The sequence below is a fragment of the Streptomyces lycii genome, assembly GCF_009735685.1.
Classification (GTDB): Bacteria; Actinomycetota; Actinomycetes; order Streptomycetales; family Streptomycetaceae; genus Streptomyces; species Streptomyces lycii.
In genome coordinates, this window is the sequence record NZ_WHPN01000044.1 from 1 (window position 1) to 15,757 (window position 15,757).

Below are 15,757 nucleotides of genomic sequence, written 5' to 3' on the forward strand. Positions count from 1 at the left end.
CGGGGCCGCGGGGCGGGCGAGGCTCCCCCTCAGAGCTTTCCGGCGCCCGCCTTCCCGTTCACCAGGCGCGGCACGGCCCGCGGATGGTGCACCTTGGTGCGCAGCCCGGGTGTCCACCCGGCGTCGTCGCCGAGCTGTTCCCCGGGCACGGCCGCGTTGTGCAGCGCCAGCAGGTCCGCGGGGCGGCCGTTGACGTAGTTGTTCCGCTCGGTGAGGGCCGTGCCCTTCCAGCTCTTGATGACCGTGGCCGGGTCCACGCCCGCCGGCAGGGTGAAGGCGTTGGCCTCGGCCACGAGCTGCGACTCGAAGCCGACGCCGAACGAGTAGCCGTACCGCTCCGCGGGCACGACGTAGTGGTTGTTGTAGGCGTCGACCCGGCCGAAGCGGACGCGCGGGGCCCGTTCCACGATGTCGCGGAACAGGTTGTGGTGCAGGGTGACGCGCAGCTTGCCGCGGTCGGTGTCGCCCGCGCTGTCGCTGTTGCCGAACAGCAGCGTCTTGTCGTGTTCGGCGAAGACGTTCCAGGAGACGGTCACGAGGTCGGCCCCGCGGACGACGTCGAGTTCCCCGTCGTGCTGCTGGAACAGCTGCCCGAAGTAGCGGGGCTGTTCGCTGTCGGGGCGGCGGCCGTCGGTGAACGTGTTGTGGTCGACCCAGACATGACGGGAGCCGTGCACCACGAGGTTGTCGTACTCGGAGTTCCAGGCGCCCGCGTCACCGTCGGTGGGGTCCCACTGCGGGAAGCAGTCGAAGGCGTCCTCGAAGGTGAGGTTGCGGATGACGACGTTCTCGGCGCCGGTCACCTGGAGGCTCGCCCCCAGCAGCCGGGCGTCGTCGCCGAGACCGGTGATGGTGGTGTTGGAGCCGACGGTGAGCTTCACCCGCTCGGCCTGGCGTTCGGCGGAGGCCGCGCGGGCGTCCTCCAGCGGGCCGGAGGGCTCGGCGTCGCCCCAGGTCGCCGGGTCGTAGGCGTCGAGGTACCCCTCCTGCGTGTAGCCGTCGGTGGCGTAGTCCTCGCAGGTCAGCGGCGCACCGTCGGTGTCGGTGTTGGCGTCGACGGTGCCCGCGACCCGGATCACCTTGGGGGTGTCGTCGCCGCCGTTCAGGGCCGCGGCCAGTTCGGCCCGGTTGCGGACGGTGAAGACATGGGCGTCGTCGGCCGCCGCGCCGCCGGTGGTGCCGCCGTCGGCGGAGGCCCAGCCGTCGCCGTCGGGGAGCACGGGCCGGTCGGTCACGGGCCGGGACGGCCGGTGGTGGCCGGCGTCGGCGGCCGCGGGCGCGGCGAGGGCGAGCGAGGCGCCGCAGAGGACGAGCGCGACGGCGCGGCGGGCCGAGGCGGTGCGCGCGGCAGCCGTACGCCCGGAAGCGGTGTGCCCGGAAGCCGGGTCCGGCGCGGAAGCGGCGCGCGCGGGCGTGCTGCGCGCGGTCACTTCTGCTGCTCCTTCCACTCCGCCTGGGCCTCGTTGAACAGCCCGGCGAGCTTGTCCGCGAAGTCCTGGGCGGTCATCTGGCCGAGCAGGACCTTCTGGAAGTCCGGCTCCATGTCCGCCTTGCTGATGTTGTTCCAGTCGGGCAGGTAGTAGGGCAGCTGGACGATCTTCGTCTCGGGGTCGTTCAGCGACTCCATCGCGGCCTTCACCGGTTCCGCGTCGTTGATCCACGCGTCGTCGGCGGCGTCGTTGTTGGCGGGGATGGAGCCCGCCTCCTCGTTCCAGAGGCTGTTCATCTCGTGCGAGGCCGCGAACTCGATGAACTTCCAGGCGGCGGCCTTGTTCTCGCTGCCCCGGAACAGCCCGAGCCCGTCGACCGGGTTGGAGGCCAGGGTGCGCGGCGCGCCCTCGGCGGATGCGGGCAGCGGTATCCCGCCGACCTTCTCCTTGCCGAACGCCTTCACATGGTCGGTGTACGAGCCGAGGTTGTGCTGGAGCATCCCGATCTCGCCGCTGCCGAACTGGGCGACCATCTTGGTGAAGTCGTTGTTGAGGTCGGCCGACGGCGTGGACTTCTTGTACAGGCCGGCGTACTTCTCCAGCGCCTCGACGTTCTCGGGCGCGTTGAGCGTCGTCTTGTCGCCGTCCCAGAAGGCGTCGATGCCGGACTGGGCGTACATCATCTCGAGCGCCTGGGCGACCGAGCCCGCGCCGCCGCGGATGGTGAAGCCGAACTTGTTCCTGTCCGCCTCGGTCAGCTCGTCCGCGGCCGTGTAGAAGTTCTCCCAGCTGTCGGGAGCGTCCAGGCCCGCCTTGTCGAACAGGTCCTTGCGGTACCAGAGCATGCCCTGGTTGGCGGAGGTCGGGACGGAGAACAGCTCCTTGTCGTCGCCGCCCGCCGCCCGGACGCTGTCCACCATGCCCTTGGACAGCTTGCCCTTGAGCGGGCTGTCGGCGATCCGGTCGGTGACCGGGTCCAGGGCGCCCTGCGCGACCATGTTCGCCAGGTACGAGGTGCTGACGCCGCCGACGTCCGGCAGCCCGTCTCCCGCGATGGCGGTGTCGTACTTCGACTGCACCTCGGTGATCGGCACGGGCACGTACTTCACGTCGATGTCCGGGTTCTGCTTCTCGAACTCGGCGATGATCTTCTTCCAGACGGGGGTGCGGACACCTCCGTTGTTGTCCCAGAACTCGATCGTGCCCTTGCCTTCGCCCTCGGCCCCGGCCTGGGTGCCGTCGTCACCGCAGGCGGTGGCGGTGAGGGCGAGGGCCGCGGCGAGTGCCACGGCCGCCGCCGGCCTGGTTCTGCGGGGTGCGCGCGGGTGCTGCGAGGTCGTCATCTCGGGTCTCCTCGTCGAGACGGCCGCCGGGCTCCGGGCCCGGGGGTGGACTGTGGTGCGGTGTGCTCCGTGCTGGTCGGTCGGATCGGGTCGGGTGTCGGGTCGGGTGACGGATCGGGGTCGTGTGTCGGATCGGGGCCGTGTGTCGGATCAGGGCCGTGTGTCGGATCGGGGCCGTGTGTCGGATCAGGGCCGGGTGTCGGATCAGGTGGGTCGGGTTGGCGGGCCGGGCCGGGTCCGGGGAGGTCCCGGCGGGCCGGGACCTGCCGTCGCCGGGCTCAGGAGCGGTGCGGCGCCCAGCCGTCGGAGCCGGCGAGATAGTCGCCGGTCTCGTGTTCCGCCGCCTCGGCGTCGCTCATCTGCGGCCGGCCGGGGGTGACGGTCGCGCCCGGGCCGTGGTTCTCGTACTCCGCGAACCGGGCCTCCTCCCAGGGGAAGCCGCTCATGTCGGTCCAGGGCGAGTCCTTGATCGCCGCGGGCAGTTCGGTGTCCCGGACCAGCACCTGGCCGACCGCGTCGGGGTCACCGCTCGGATGCCAGGGCCGTCCCAGGTGGTACGTCCCGTCGGGGGCGTCGCTGACGATCCGGCAGTCGGTGATCAGGAAGCCGTACGGGTTGTCCTTCCAGGTGCTGGCCGCCGTGATGTAGCCGTTGTTGCTGTCGCTGCCCCGGTCCAGGGCGCGGATCAGGGAGTCCTCGATGACGGTGGTCGCCCGCCCGTAGACGAAGTCGACGTCGCCCTCGATGAAGGAGTCGCTGATGTAGACGCGGCTGATCTCCTCCAGCGCGGGCGAGTTGGTCATCAGGGTGTCCTGGTTGCCCTTGAACGCCGTGTCGTCGAAGCGGATCCGGTCGCCGGTGGTCTTCACCGCCAGCGCCTGGGGGCCGTCGATGCCGGGATGGGCGGCCTCGTCGAAGTCGTTGACGAAGGTGAGGCCGTGCGCGGAGAAGTCGTCGGCGTCGATCAGGACGGTGGCGCTGCCCGTCGAGCCCTGGGTGCCGCCGCCGGGCTTCTCCTCGCCGGACGGGGTGTCGTACACAATCACGGTGTCCTCGCGGCTGCCTCCGGTCCCCGCGAAGGTGATGTACGGCTTGCCGGCGGGCACTTCGACGTGCTCCCGATAGGTGCCGGGGGCGATGGAGACCGTGACCGGTTCCGTGTTGCCGGACGGCACCGCGTCGACCGCCGCCTGGACGGTGCGGAAGTCGCCGGACCCGTCCGCGGCGACGCGCAGGGTGCCGGCGGCGTCGCCCGCGCCGGGACGGCCTCCTGCGGGCGTCGCCGCGGCGGCGCCCGGTGTGCCCAGGACGGCGGCGGGGGCGGCCAGCGCCAGGGCGGCGGCGAGGGCCGCGGTACGGCGCGCACGGCGGGGGTGCGAACGGTGCGGGCGCGAACGGTGCGGATGCGAACGGTGCGGATGCGCGAAGAGGTCTCGTCTCACGGTGTTGCTCCCTGGTCGCCGGTGGTGGGTGGCGTGGTGCGTGACGTGGCCGCCGGCTGCGGGCGGCCGGGCGGGCGGTGCGCCCAGCCCGCGCCGAGTTCGGAGAAGAGGGCGAGGGAGCCGGCGCTCGCCGCGACCAGGGCGTCGACGCCCCGTACGACACGGCGCGGTCCCGCGCCGTCGGGCCGCCGCGCACCGCCGGGCTCCGTGTGCCAGGCGTCCCCGGGCAGCGGCACCGGGGCGGGCCCGGTGCGGACCGCCTCGACGATCCGCATGAAGGCGCCCGTACGCTCCGGCGGTACGAGCAGCGGGGTCCCGTCGCGCAGATGGGCGAGGAGGTTCTCCAGCAGGTCGGTACGCGCGTGGACGCGCTCCTCCGGTTCCCGCCCGTCGCGCTCCAGCAGCACCCGGTCCTGCTTGTACCAGAAGGTGATCCGCCCCCGGACGCCGTGCACCACGACGTACGGCTCGCCCGGGCGCTCCGCGCACAGGGTGACGGCCACCGTGACGCGGGTGCCGCGGGCGGTGCGCAGCCGCAGGCTCGAGGTGTCGTCGGCCTCGATGTCGTTGGCCCGGTACTGCTCCAGCTCGATGCCGCTGATGGCGTCGGCACGGTCGCTGCCGTCGATGCGCAGGGCGGTGACGACGGCGTGCGCGAGGGGATTGGTGAGCACGCCGTCGACGACGTCCCGGCCGTCCAGGGTGCGGCGCCCCGCCCAGGGGGCGCGCGTGTAGTAGTCCGTACCGCGCACCCAGGCCCCGGCCGCTCCGATCCCGCGCATCTCGCCGACGGCACCGTCCGCGAGGAGTTCCGCGATGGCGTCCAGGGCGTGCGAGCCCAGCGACTGGAACCCGATCTGGCAGGCCGCGCCCTCGGCCGCGACGCCCTTCGCCATCCGCTCGAACTCCGCGTAGGAGGGCGCGGGCGGCTTCTCCAGCAGCAGGTGCGAGCCGGCCCGGGCAGCGGTGAGCGCGAGATCGGTGTGGGTGTGGATGGGGGTGCAGACCACGGTGACCCGGGCGCCGGTGCGCTCCAGCAGCGAGCCCAGATCGGCGGACTGCTCGACGCCCTCGAAGCCGTCCAGTTCCTCGGCGGTGAGGGGTTCCAGCTCGCAGACCCCGGCGAGCCGCACCCGCCCGGCGGCCACCAGCCGCCGCAGGTTCTCCCGGTGCCACCTCCCGTGCCCCCGGGCACCGGCGAGCACGACCGGCACCGGCTCCTGGGGACCGGCGGCGGGCCGCGGTTCCGGTGTGCCGGGTGCCGGCTCACCGGCGGGCGCACTGTGCATCGTTCCTGCTCCTTGTCGAACGGAAGGGGGCGAAGGCCGGGGGAGGTGGTCTCAGGAGTTGACGGGAGTTGACGGGACTCAGCGGAGGCTGACCGGAACGGGCGGGAGCCGGCACGGGCCGGCCGGAAGGGGCGGGGCGGACCGGCGGCTCCGGCCCGGTCCGTCAGCCCTTGACGGCTCCCGCGGAGAAGCCGGCGATCAGCCATTTCTGGATGAAGGCGAAGACGATGACGACGGGCACGGCCGCGACCACGCCCCCGGCCGCGAGCGCTCCGAGGTCGACGCTCTCGGCGCCGATCGTGTAGTTGAGGCCGACGGGGATCGTGTACTTCTCCTGCGAGCTGAGGAACATCAGCGCGAAGAGGAAGTGGTTCCAGCTGTGCACGAAGGCGAACGAGCCGACCGCGATCAGCCCGGGCCGCAGCAGCGGCAGCACCACCGCGCAGAACGCCCGGAAGCGTCCGCAGCCGTCGACCCAGGCGGCCTCCTCCAGCTCGCCCGGCACGTTTCTGATGAAGCCGCTGATCAGGATGAGGGAGAGCGGGAGCTGGAAGACGGTCTCCGCGATCACCACGCTCCACAGCGAGTTGACCAGGTTGAGATTGCGGAAGATCTCGAACAGCGGGACGAGCATCAGCGCGCCGGGGATGAACTGCGAGCAGAGCAGCGCCAGCAGGAAGCCGTTGCGGCCGCGGAACTTGAAGCGGGCGAGCGCGTAGCCGCCGGCCAGCGCGACGACCGTCGTCATGATCAGCGAGGCGACGCCGACGAGCAGGCTGTTGCGGAAGAAGATCGCGAAGCCGAGGTCGTTCCAGACCTTGTCGAAGTGCGCGGTGGTCGCGGGCCACGGCACGAGCGAGGTGGATCCCGCCGGGCGCAGCGCGAACAGCAGCATCCAGTAGAAGGGGATCAGGGTGAACAGCAGATACAGCCCGAGGGGCAGGAAGATCTGCCAGCGGGGCGCGCTGTCGGCGATCCCGCGTCCCCCGCGCCGCGTGGCACGGGGCGGGGGCGCGTCGCCCGCTCCGGTGTCCGCGCCGGACACGGTGGCCTGTTGGGTGGTCACGGCGGTGGTCATGAGCGGTCGCCCCCGAACTTGCTGAGACGCAGATAGAGGATCGAGCAGAACAGGAGGATCACGAAGGCGACGGTGGTGAGCGCCGAGGCGTAGCCGAAGTCGTGGCCGTCGATGCCGGTGTTGGCGACGTACAGCGGAAGCGTGGTCGTCGCCCCGGCCGGTCCGCCGCCGGTGAGGGTGTAGAGCAGGTCGACGTTGTTGAACTCCCAGACCGCGCGCAGCAGTGTGGACAGGATGATCGCGTCCTTGAGGTGCGGCAGGGTGATGTGCACGAACCGCCGGAGCCGGTTCGCGCCGTCGACGGAGGCCGCCTCGTAGAGGTCCTTCGGGATGGACTGGAGGTCGGCGAGGATGAGGATCGCGAAGAAGGGGACGCCGCGCCAGAGTTCGGCGAGGACGGCGGCCCAGAAGACGGTCCCGGTGTCGGAGAGCACGGAGGTGCCGTACTCGCCGATGCCCGCGTCCGCGAGATAGCGGCTGACGCCGGTCGACGGGTTGTAGAGCAGCATCCAGATGGTCGTCGTCAGCACGCCGGAGACGGCCCAGGGCGAGAAGACCAGCGCACGGGCGACGCCCCGGCCGATGAAGGTCTGGTTGACGATCAGGGCCAGCGCGAGGCCGAACGCGAGCTGGAGGGAGACCTCCGCGCCGACCCACTTGGCGCTGAAGACCAGGCTCTGCCAGAACAGGTCGTCGCCGAGGAGCTTGGTGAAGTTCTCGGCGCCGGCGAAGCCGTTCCGCCAGGGCTTGGTGACGTTGTAGTGCTGGAGGCTGTAGTAGAGGACGCTGATCATGGGGTAGGCGAGGAAGCCCAGCATGAGCAGCACGGCCGGTGAGATCAGCAGAAACGGCAGACGGGCCGGGCCGCCCGCCCGGCGGCGTGGCCGCCGGGGTTCCTTCGCCACGGCGAGGGCCATAGCGTGCTCCTTCGGTCGGGCGGGGCGAGCGTGGTAAGCGCTTGCCGAAAGGTGTGCGGGGGTCGGACGTAGCGGACTGGCGAGGGGTACGGCTCCGGTGCCGGATGGCGGCGCCGGGGTGCGGGCTCAGCCCGCGTACGGTTCGGGGACTTCTCCGGGCCGGGCCAGGAAGTCGAAGTCGCAGCCGGTGTCGGCCTGCGTGATGTGCTGTTCGTAGAGCGCCCCGTAGCCGCGCCCGTAGCGGGCGGTCGGTGGCGTGAGAGCGGCCCGGCGCCGCTCCAGCTCCGCCTCGTCGACCTCCAGGCGCAGCAGCCGCGCCTCGACGTCGAGGGTGACCGGGTCGCCGGTGCGGACCAGGGCGAGCGGCCCGCCCGCGTGCGACTCGGGCGCGACGTGCAGGACGCAGGCGCCGTAACTGGTGCCGCTCATCCGGGCGTCGGAGATCCGCACCATGTCGCGCACGCCCTGCTTGAGCAGGTGCGCCGGGATCGGCAGCATGCCGTACTCCGGCATTCCGGGGCCGCCCAGCGGACCGGAGCCGCGGAGCACCAGGACGCTGTCGGCGGTGATGCCCAGGTCCGGATCGTCGATGGTGGCCTGGAGGGTCCGGTAGTCGTCGAAGACGACGGCGGGGCCGGTGTGCCGGAGCAGGTGCGGCTCGGCGGCGACGTGCTTGATGACGGCGCCGTCCGGCGCGAGGTTGCCGCGCAGCACGGCGATGCCGCCCTCGGGGGCCAGCGGGTCGCCGGCCGTACGGATCACGTCGTCGTCGTGCACCAGGGCGCCCGCGATCTGCTCGCGCAGCGAGTCGTGCGCGACGGTCGGCCGGTCCAGGTGCAGCCGGTCCGCCAGCCGCGCCAGCAGCCCGGGCAGCCCGCCCGCGTAGTGGAAGTCCTCCATCAGATACGCCCCGCCGGGCCGGAGGTTGGCGAGGACGGGCACCCGGCGCACGATCGCGTCGAAGTCGTCGAGGGTGAGCTTCACCCCGGAGCGGCCCGCCATGGCGATGAGATGGATGATGGCGTTGGTCGAGCCGCCGAGCGCGGCGACGGTGGTGACCGCGTCCTCGTACGCCTCGCGGGTCAGGATCCGCGACAGCCTCAGGTCCCGCCAGGCCAGCTCCACGGCGCGCATCCCGGCCGCGGCGGCCATCCGGCTGTGCCCGGAGTCGACGGCGGGGATCGAGGAGGCCCCGGGCACGGTGACGCCCAGCGCCTCGGCGACGGCCGTCATGGTGGAGGCCGTCCCCATGGTCATGCAGTGGCCGGGCGAACGGGCGAGGCCGCACTCCAGTTCGGCCATCTCGCAGTCGCCGATGAGCCCGGCGCGCTTGTCGTCCCAGTACTTCCACATGTCGGTGCCCGAGCCGAGGGTCTCGCCGCGCCAGTGGCCGCGCAGCATCGGACCGGCCGGCACGAAGAGCGCCGGGAGGTCGGCGGACGCGGCGCCCATCAGCAGTCCGGGCGTCGTCTTGTCGCAGCCGCCCATCAGCACCGCGCCGTCCACGGGGTACGAGCGCAGCAACTCCTCGGTCTCCAGGGCGAGGAGGTTGCGGTAGAGCATCGGCGTCGGCTTCTGGAAGGTCTCCGAGAGCGTGGAGACGGGGAACTCCAGCGGGAAGCCGCCCGCCTGCCACACCCCGCGCTTCACGGCCTCGGCCCGCTCCCGCAGGTGCTGGTGGCAGGGGTTGATGTCGCTCCAGGTGTTGAGCACGGCGATGACCGGCTTGCCGAGGTGTTCCTCGGGGAGGTAGCCGAGCTGCCGGGTGCGCGCCCGGTGGCTGAAGGAGCGCAGGCCGTCGGTGCCGTACCAGGCGTGGCTGCGCAGCTCCTCCGGGCTCCTGCGGCCGTCCCCCCGCCGTTCCGCGCCGGTCATGACAGGTCCCACCCTTCCAGCAGCGAGGCCACCCTGCCGCGGTCCGCCTCCGGCAGCACGCTGCTGGGCGGGCGCACCTCGCGGCGGCACAGGCCGAGCGAGGCCAGGGCCTCCTTGACGACGGTCACGTTGTTGGCCGACCGGTCCTCGGCGCGCAGGTCCTCGAACTCCCGGATCCGCTCCCAGACCTTCATGGCGGCGGCGTAGTCCCCGGCGCGCAGCGCGTCCAGCATCGCGAGGGAGGTCCGCGGTGAGACGTTGACCAGGCCGGAGGTGAAGCCGGTGGCGCCGACGGCCCAGTACGAGGGCGCGTACAGCTCGGCGAGCCCGGCCACCCACACGAACCGCTCCAGCCCGGCGTCCCGCGCGACGGCCGCGAACCGGGCGGCGTCGGGCACCGCGTACTTGACCCCGACGACGTTCGGGCACAGCTCGCCGAGCCGCGCGATCCGGTCGCCGCCGAGCCGCTCGTTGCGGATGTACGGCACGACGCCCAGCTCCGGTACGGCCTCGGCGATCGCCCGGTGGTAGCCGACCCAGCCGTCGGGGGACACGTACGGATGCACCGGCTGGTGCACCATCACCATGGCCGCGCCCGCGTCCCGGGCGTGCCGGGCGGCCCCGACGGCGGTCGGGACGTCGTGCCCGACCCCGACCACGACCACGGTCCCGTCGTCCGCCTCCGCCATGGTCTCCTCGACGACGGAGCGCCGCTCGTCCGGCGTCAGGGCGTAGAACTCGCCGGTGTTGCCGTTCGGGGTGACCGTGCGGACACCGCCGTCGAGCATCCGGCGCAGCAGCGCCCGGTAGCGCGCCGGGTCGATCCGCCCGTCCTCGGCGAACGGGGTCACGGGAATCGCCACCACGTCGGCGAGGGCCGCCTTGAGCGGTGCGTGATCCATGCGGAATGCCCTTTCGGTCATGGGGTCTGCTCCGTCTCCGCCGGGAACGCCCGGCGGACGAACGAGCCGATGTGGTCGTGCAACAGCCGCGCGGCGCCGTCCGCGTCCCCCGCGAGCGCGGTGCGCAGGATCTCCTGGTGCTCGGCGGCCTCCCGGTCCCAGGACGGGCTCGCGGCCCAGGCCACGGTGGACACCAGCGCCGCCTGGTCGCGCAGGTCGTCGAGCATCCGGGACAGCAGCGGATTGCCGCACGGCAGGTACAGCGCCCGGTGGAAGTCCCGGTTGGCCAGGCTCCGGTCGGCCCGGTCGGCTGCCCGGTCGGCCCGCTCCAGCGCCTGCCGCGCGTCCTCCAGCGAGGCCTCCCGGACGACGGCGCGGCGCAGCGCCTCCGGCTCCAGCAGCAGCCGTACGTCGTAGACCTCGCGGGCCATGGCGGCGTCCACGGTCCGTACGGTGGCGCCCTTGTACTGGCCGATCACCACCAGCCCGGACCCGGCGAGCGTCTTGAGCGCCTCCCGCACGGGGGTCTTGGAGACCCCGAACTGCTGGGCCAGCTCGGTCTCGACCAACGGCTGTCCGGGGCTGAGCCGCCCGGTGAGAATGCCGTGCTTGATCGCCTCCAGCACGAACTGCGTGCGGGAGGGAATCGGCGTCGGGAGCGGGCCGGTGGCTGTGTCCATGAAGGCTCTCAGATCTCGCGTATCGCGTCTCATATATGACGTACGGAGTACGACGGGATGAAGGTAGGGCCGGGCCCGCGTCCGGTCAATGCTCCGGACGGAAAAAGGTGTTGGCGCCTCTCGGGGGCGAGGGCGGCCGGGAGCGGGAGCGCGCGCCCGGGGGCGCGGAGGCGGCGCACGCGTCATCGCGGCGGCGGAGGTCTCGCGGCAACGCGGAGGGGCCGCGGCGCCGTGCGGGCGTCGCGGCCTACGGGTGCCCCGGCGTACGGGTGTCCCGGCGTACGGGAGCCCCGGCGTACCGCGGCGTACGGGTGTCCCGGACGCGGGCGCCGCGGCCGGGCAGGCGTCCCGGACGCGCGGAGGCGCCACGGGATCCGGGGCCGCCGCGGAATCCGGGCCGGTCAGCTCACAGGTGCTCGCCCGGCAGCCCGGCGGCCTGCTCGATCCAGGAGCGGAGCCGGCCGTCGTCCGGTTCGTCGTCCTCGTGGATGTCGAGGTAGCGCACCTCGGCGTGTCTGGACGCCTTGGGCGGCACGGGATCGAGCGACGTCCCCCGGAAGAACTGCAACTGGACGTAGCGCGTGTAACAGCGGAAGGACAGGAACCAGCCCTCGCCCTCGTGCCCGTAGAACGGCTGGTTCCATTTCACTGCCTTGTGCACGTCCGGGACCGTGCGCACGATGAGGTCGTCGAGGTGCTGCCCGACGTCCCGCTTCCAGCCGGGCATGGCGGCGATGTAGTCCCGCACCGGGCCGTTTCCCTCGCCCTTGGGGATCTGCGGATTGCCGCCCGAGAGCAGCTTCGGTCCCGCGTCGCTCTTCTTGCGATCGGTCATGGGAACTCACCCCGAATGCGGTCCGTGATGCCGCGAAAGCCGAGTGTGATGTCTCGCGAGTTTGCCGACGCGAAAAGTCTAACCCCGCTCCGCGCCGGACGCCGAAGGCTGCGGGCCCTGCCGCGGGCCCGCTCCCGTCCGGCGGCCCCGGCCGCCCGCAGAGGCGTCACGGCGGCCGGCCGGGGCCGCGGGAAGGGCCGTCCGGGCGGAGCCGGACCTCCCGGCGGCCGGCGTGCGGCGGCGCCCGGCGGTCCGCCTCCTCCCGGCGGGGATCCGGCGGCCTCCTACGCGAGCGCCTCCCGCACCAGGCCGAGATCCGGGCCGGAGGCCAGCCCCCCGTGGTACAGCCGCAGTTCGGTCGCCCCCAGTTCCGCCGCGTGCGCGGCGTCCGCGGCCAGCGTCGACGGGCTGCCGCCCATCCCGGACACCACGGGGAAGTTGGCGGCGAGCACCGTTCCGTCCGCCGCCGCCCGGGCGAACGGCCCGAGCGCGGCGGCCCGTTCCGCCGCGCCGCCCGCGCACGGCACCACGACCCCGTCCGCGTGCGCGAGCACGTCCGCCGGGTCGGTCCCGGCGTTGGCGCCGCACCGGTGCCAGGCCGGGTCGGCGTGCAGCAGCACCCGGAAGCCGGGCGGCGCCTCGGCGCGGACCGCGGCGACGGCCTCCCGCTGGAGGGAGGAGGCGACGCCGGCGCGCCAGGTCCGGGTGGCGGCCGCGGGGCCGGCGCCGAGCAGTTTCTCCACCGCCGCCCACTCCGCGGCCCGCTCCCGCACCGGGAACGCCTCCGCGGCCCCGGCCGATCCGGCCCACAGCGGGTACAGGGCCGAGCGGACGGCGTCCCGCAGCCGCTCCGGATCCGCGCCCGAGGAGCCGTAGCCCGCCCGGCAGACGTCGCAGAAGCACAGCGACATCAGATATTCGCCGGGGCCGCCGAGCGCCACCCCGGCCGTCTTGTCGTGCGCGTGCAGGTGCGCGAAGCCGTACCAGCCCAGGGATTCCAGCTCGGTGCCGCGCGCGCCCGGCCGTACGGCGGCCTCGGCGGCCAGCGTGACCAGGTACTCGCGCACCTCGGGGCGGGCCACGCAGGGCGCCCACGGGTAGCGGTCGCCGTACGCGTTGACCACCGAGGTCCCGGGGTGCTCCTCGCCGAGACGGGAGTTGTGGGCGAGCACGACCCAGGTGTGCACCTCCAGCCCGGCGTCCGCGAGCGCCCCGGCCGCCGCGCCGTACGGGTCCTCCTGCGGCATCCAGCCCTGCTCGTACGGCCGCAGGGCGCGGCCCGACCAGCGGGCGGGCCCGGGCGGGTAGAGCACCGCGGCGTGCCGCGCGGTGACGACGCGGTGCGCGGGGTGACGCGGGGTCAGGGCGCGGGTCGAGTGGTAGGCGGAGGCGAGCGTCACCTGCCGGACGCCCAGCCCGGCGACGCGCTCCGGGGCCGCCGGATCCCCCACCACGTCCCACGGATACAGAAAGGCCGATGCCCGCATGTTCGTCTCCTCCCGGCCGGCCGCCGGTACGGCCGTGATCGCGGTCACGCTAGGCGGGGCGGGTAAACCGGTCAAGAACTCATGACAGCGCTTACTGTCCGACCGCCGGAAGCCCTTGACGCAGATCACGTCCCGCGACAAAGCTGTCCGTGACCGAGCTTGTCCCGACACCCGCCGAGCCCCGAGGAGACCCCTTCATGCCCGCGCCCCGCACCGTTCTGCTCACCGGCGCCGCAGGCGGCCTCGGCACCCTGATGCGGGAGCTCCTTCCTCCGTACGGCTACGAACTGCGGCTGCTGGACGCCGTACCGCTGCCCGACGCCCCGGCCGACGGCTCGGCGATCACCGCCGACCTGGCCGACACCCAGGCGCTGCGCGACGCGGTGCGCGGGGTCGACGCGATCGTCCATCTCGCCGGGATCTCGCTCGAGTCCACCTTCGACAAGATCCTGGCCGCCAACATCCAGGGCACGTACAACCTCTACGAGGCGGCGCGCGAGGAGGGGGTGCGCCGCGTCGTCTTCGCCTCCAGCAACCACGCGGTCGGCTACACCCCCCGCCCCGCCTCGCCCGGCGAGCTGATCCCGGTCGACACCCCGCGCCGCCCGGACACCTTCTACGGCCTGTCGAAGTGCTTCGGCGAGGACCTCGCCTCCCTCTACTGGGACCGGCACGGCATCGAGACCGTCTCCATCCGCATCGGCTCCTGCTTCCCCGAGCCGAAGACCGTCCGGATGCTGTCGCTGTGGATGAGCCCGGCCGACGGCGCCCGGCTGCTGCACGCCTCCCTGACCGCCGAGGACGTCGGCCACACCGTCGTCTACGGCAGCTCGGCCAACACCCGGCTGTGGTGGGACCTCTCCTCGGCCCGCGCGCTCGGCTACGAGCCGCAGGACGACTCCGAGCCGTACGCCGCGAAGCTCATCGCCGAACAGGGCGAGCTGGACCCGGACTCCCCCGCGGACGTGAACCTCGGCGGCCCGTTCTGCACGGACCCCCCGATCTGGCCCCGCTGACGGCGGGGCCGGCGCGGCAGCGAACGGCCGCCCCGCAGCCGTCGCCCCGGAACCGTCCCGGCACGGCCGCCCCGCAGCCGTCGGCCCGGGCAGCCGGTCCCGGGCGGCCGGTCCCGGGCGGCCGGTCCCGGGCGGCCGGAGTGGTCCCGGGCGGCCGGAGTGGTCCCGGGCGGCGGTCCCGGAACGGCGGCCAGGGCGATCCCGGCAGGCGGTGCCCGGAGCCCACCGGGACGCGGCCGCACCCGCCCGCGAGCGCGCTTGCGGAACGGCGCCGGGGCGGCGCTCCGCGAGCGGCGGGGGCGAAAAGCCGGGTGCGCCGGAGCGCGTACCACTGCATGATCGCGGCCATGGAAACCCCGACACTCCGCCGCGCGGACCCGCAGGACGCCGCCGCGGTCGCCGACGTCTGGCTGCGCTCCTACGACGCCGCGCTGCCGTCCGTCCGCCGCGCCCACCCGGACGACGCGGTCCGCGCCTGGTTCCGCCAGGTGGTCGTGCCCGGCGGCTGCACCTGGCTGGCCGAGACCGGTCACACGGTAACCGGCATGATGACGCTCGACGGCCCCGAACTGGCGCAGCTCTACCTCGACCCGGCCTGGCGCGGCACCGGCCTCGGCGACCGCTTCGTGGCGCTGGCCAAGCAGCTCCGGCCCGCCGGTCTGGAACTCTGGACGTTCCAGGTGAACGCCCCGGCCCGGCGCTTCTACCTGCGCCACGGCTTCCGGGAGGCCGAGCGCACCGACGGTGCCCGCAACGAGGAACGGGAACCGGACGCCCGCTATGTGTGGTCGCCCGGGGGCCCCGGCACCGGAGCCTGACGGCAGCCCGCCCGGCTGCGCGGAATCACCGGGTCCGGCACGGCCCGGCGCGACGAGCGGGCCCCCGCCGCCGTGCCGCCGACCGGGGTAGGTAATGGAACCGTAAAGCGGGGTCGTTCGTTACCCCGGGCATGACCGCTATGACCCCCGGCTCGAACATCCCTCTCGCCGTCCCCCGCGTGACGGTGGATGTCCAGGCCCCCGTACGGCTCGACGTCTCGGGCCTGCTGCTCACCGTCGACGGGAAAGTGCGTTCCGACGACGACTTCGTCTTCTACAACCAGCCCACCGGCCCCGGTGTCAGTCACCGCGGCGGTGGCGGCGCCACGCCCGACGGGATCGTCGTGGACACCGCCGCCGTGCCCGCCGGCATCGAGAAGATCGTGGTGACGGCCAGCCTCGACGCCCCCGGCGCGACGTTCGCCGGGACCGAGCCGACGGCCACCGTACGCGCCGACGACGGCTCCGTGCTCGCCACCTTCACCCCGCCCCGGCTCGGCAGCGAGACCGCGCTCGTGGTGATGGAGGTCTACCGCCGGAACGGCGCCTGGAAGGTCCGCGCCGTCGGCCAGGGATACGCCAACGGCCTGGCCGGCATCGCCACCGACTTCGGGGTGAGCGTGGACGAACCCGCGGCTCCCGCCG

Annotated in this window: 13 protein-coding genes and 1 pseudogene; 3 read left to right on the plus strand and 11 right to left on the minus strand. The window is 73.4% G+C overall.

The window, feature by feature from the left end; all coding sequences use genetic code 11:
- Window positions 1-29 precede the first annotated feature (29 nt).
- The 11 genes and pseudogenes from GCU69_RS02325 to GCU69_RS02375 all read right to left on the minus strand — a co-directional run bounded on the left by GCU69_RS02325 (window position 30) and on the right by GCU69_RS02375 (window position 13,278).
- Window positions 30-1,430, minus strand: coding sequence for a pectate lyase family protein (locus GCU69_RS02325; RefSeq protein WP_098751319.1), 1,401 nt, complete (start codon window positions 1,428-1,430; stop codon window positions 30-32).
- Window positions 1,427-2,773 (minus strand): ABC transporter substrate-binding protein, encoded by a 1,347-nt coding sequence (locus GCU69_RS02330; RefSeq protein ID WP_098751320.1) that lies wholly within the window; start codon window positions 2,771-2,773, stop codon window positions 1,427-1,429. Before GCU69_RS02330 ends, GCU69_RS02325 begins: the two co-directional genes overlap by 4 nt.
- 278 nt (window positions 2,774-3,051) lie before the next feature.
- A pseudogene (locus GCU69_RS02335) lies at window positions 3,052-4,071 on the minus strand (pectinesterase family protein); the annotation flags it as partial.
- A gap of 140 nt (window positions 4,072-4,211) precedes the next feature.
- The gene (locus GCU69_RS02340; protein ID WP_156204985.1) at window positions 4,212-5,504 is read right to left on the minus strand and encodes a Gfo/Idh/MocA family protein; all 1,293 of its coding nucleotides are present in this window, start codon (window positions 5,502-5,504) and stop codon (window positions 4,212-4,214) included.
- 163 nt (window positions 5,505-5,667) lie between these two features.
- On the minus strand, window positions 5,668-6,582 hold the full coding sequence (locus GCU69_RS02345; protein WP_156204986.1) for a carbohydrate ABC transporter permease: 915 nt from the start codon (window positions 6,580-6,582) through the stop codon (window positions 5,668-5,670).
- Entirely contained in the window at window positions 6,579-7,499 is a 921-nt protein-coding gene (locus GCU69_RS02350) for a carbohydrate ABC transporter permease (RefSeq protein ID WP_156204987.1), read from the minus strand. The genes GCU69_RS02345 and GCU69_RS02350 overlap by 4 nt, the downstream gene beginning before the upstream one ends.
- A gap of 126 nt (window positions 7,500-7,625) precedes the next feature.
- Window positions 7,626-9,374, minus strand: a complete 1,749-nt coding sequence (araD, locus tag GCU69_RS02355) for an L-arabinonate dehydratase (protein ID WP_098751324.1) — start codon at window positions 9,372-9,374, stop codon at window positions 7,626-7,628.
- Window positions 9,371-10,276, minus strand: coding sequence for a dihydrodipicolinate synthase family protein (locus GCU69_RS02360; RefSeq protein ID WP_156204991.1), 906 nt, complete (start codon window positions 10,274-10,276; stop codon window positions 9,371-9,373). The genes araD and GCU69_RS02360 overlap by 4 nt, the downstream gene beginning before the upstream one ends.
- Window positions 10,277-10,293: 17 nt before the next feature.
- Window positions 10,294-10,956 carry a GntR family transcriptional regulator gene (locus tag GCU69_RS02365; protein WP_156204988.1) on the minus strand — a complete coding sequence of 221 codons (663 nt, stop codon included), beginning with the start codon at window positions 10,954-10,956 and terminating at the stop codon, window positions 10,294-10,296.
- 406 nt (window positions 10,957-11,362) lie between these two features.
- On the minus strand, window positions 11,363-11,791 hold the full coding sequence (locus GCU69_RS02370; protein WP_156204989.1) for a DUF1801 domain-containing protein: 429 nt from the start codon (window positions 11,789-11,791) through the stop codon (window positions 11,363-11,365).
- A gap of 284 nt (window positions 11,792-12,075) precedes the next feature.
- Window positions 12,076-13,278 (minus strand): hypothetical protein, encoded by a 1,203-nt coding sequence (locus GCU69_RS02375; protein ID WP_156204992.1) that lies wholly within the window; start codon window positions 13,276-13,278, stop codon window positions 12,076-12,078.
- A gap of 197 nt (window positions 13,279-13,475) precedes the next feature.
- Here GCU69_RS02375 and GCU69_RS02380 point away from each other — a divergent pair, with 197 nt between their 5' ends.
- The 3 genes from GCU69_RS02380 to GCU69_RS02390 all read left to right on the plus strand — a co-directional run.
- A complete protein-coding gene (locus GCU69_RS02380) occupies window positions 13,476-14,294 on the plus strand; it encodes an NAD-dependent epimerase/dehydratase family protein (protein WP_156204993.1) in 819 nt (272 codons plus the stop codon).
- 347 nt (window positions 14,295-14,641) lie between these two features.
- A complete protein-coding gene (locus tag GCU69_RS02385; RefSeq protein WP_235978159.1) occupies window positions 14,642-15,112 on the plus strand; it encodes a GNAT family N-acetyltransferase in 471 nt (156 codons plus the stop codon).
- A 131-nt stretch (window positions 15,113-15,243) separates the two neighbouring features.
- Window positions 15,244-15,757 (plus strand): TerD family protein (locus GCU69_RS02390; RefSeq protein ID WP_176604506.1); only part of this gene is annotated, 514 nt, incomplete at its 3' end.

Bases quoted from the DNA above. Each gene is read 5' to 3' on its own strand.
- GCU69_RS02375 (WP_156204992.1), bottom strand. From the start codon at position 13,278: ATGCGGGCATCGGCCTTTCTGTATCCGTGGGACGTGGTGGGGGATCCG.
- GCU69_RS02345 (WP_156204986.1), bottom strand. From the start codon at position 6,582: ATGACCACCGCCGTGACCACCCAACAGGCCACCGTGTCCGGCGCGGAC.
- GCU69_RS02380 (WP_156204993.1), top strand. From the start codon at position 13,476: ATGCCCGCGCCCCGCACCGTTCTGCTCACCGGCGCCGCAGGCGGCCTC.
- araD (WP_098751324.1), bottom strand. From the start codon at position 9,374: ATGACCGGCGCGGAACGGCGGGGGGACGGCCGCAGGAGCCCGGAGGAG.
- GCU69_RS02360 (WP_156204991.1), bottom strand. From the start codon at position 10,276: ATGGATCACGCACCGCTCAAGGCGGCCCTCGCCGACGTGGTGGCGATT.
- GCU69_RS02365 (WP_156204988.1), bottom strand. From the start codon at position 10,956: ATGGACACAGCCACCGGCCCGCTCCCGACGCCGATTCCCTCCCGCACG.
- GCU69_RS02340 (WP_156204985.1), bottom strand. From the start codon at position 5,504: ATGCACAGTGCGCCCGCCGGTGAGCCGGCACCCGGCACACCGGAACCG.
- GCU69_RS02330 (WP_098751320.1), bottom strand. From the start codon at position 2,773: ATGACGACCTCGCAGCACCCGCGCGCACCCCGCAGAACCAGGCCGGCG.
- GCU69_RS02370 (WP_156204989.1), bottom strand. From the start codon at position 11,791: ATGACCGATCGCAAGAAGAGCGACGCGGGACCGAAGCTGCTCTCGGGC.
- GCU69_RS02385 (WP_235978159.1), top strand. From the start codon at position 14,642: ATGGAAACCCCGACACTCCGCCGCGCGGACCCGCAGGACGCCGCCGCG.
- GCU69_RS02350 (WP_156204987.1), bottom strand. From the start codon at position 7,499: ATGGCCCTCGCCGTGGCGAAGGAACCCCGGCGGCCACGCCGCCGGGCG.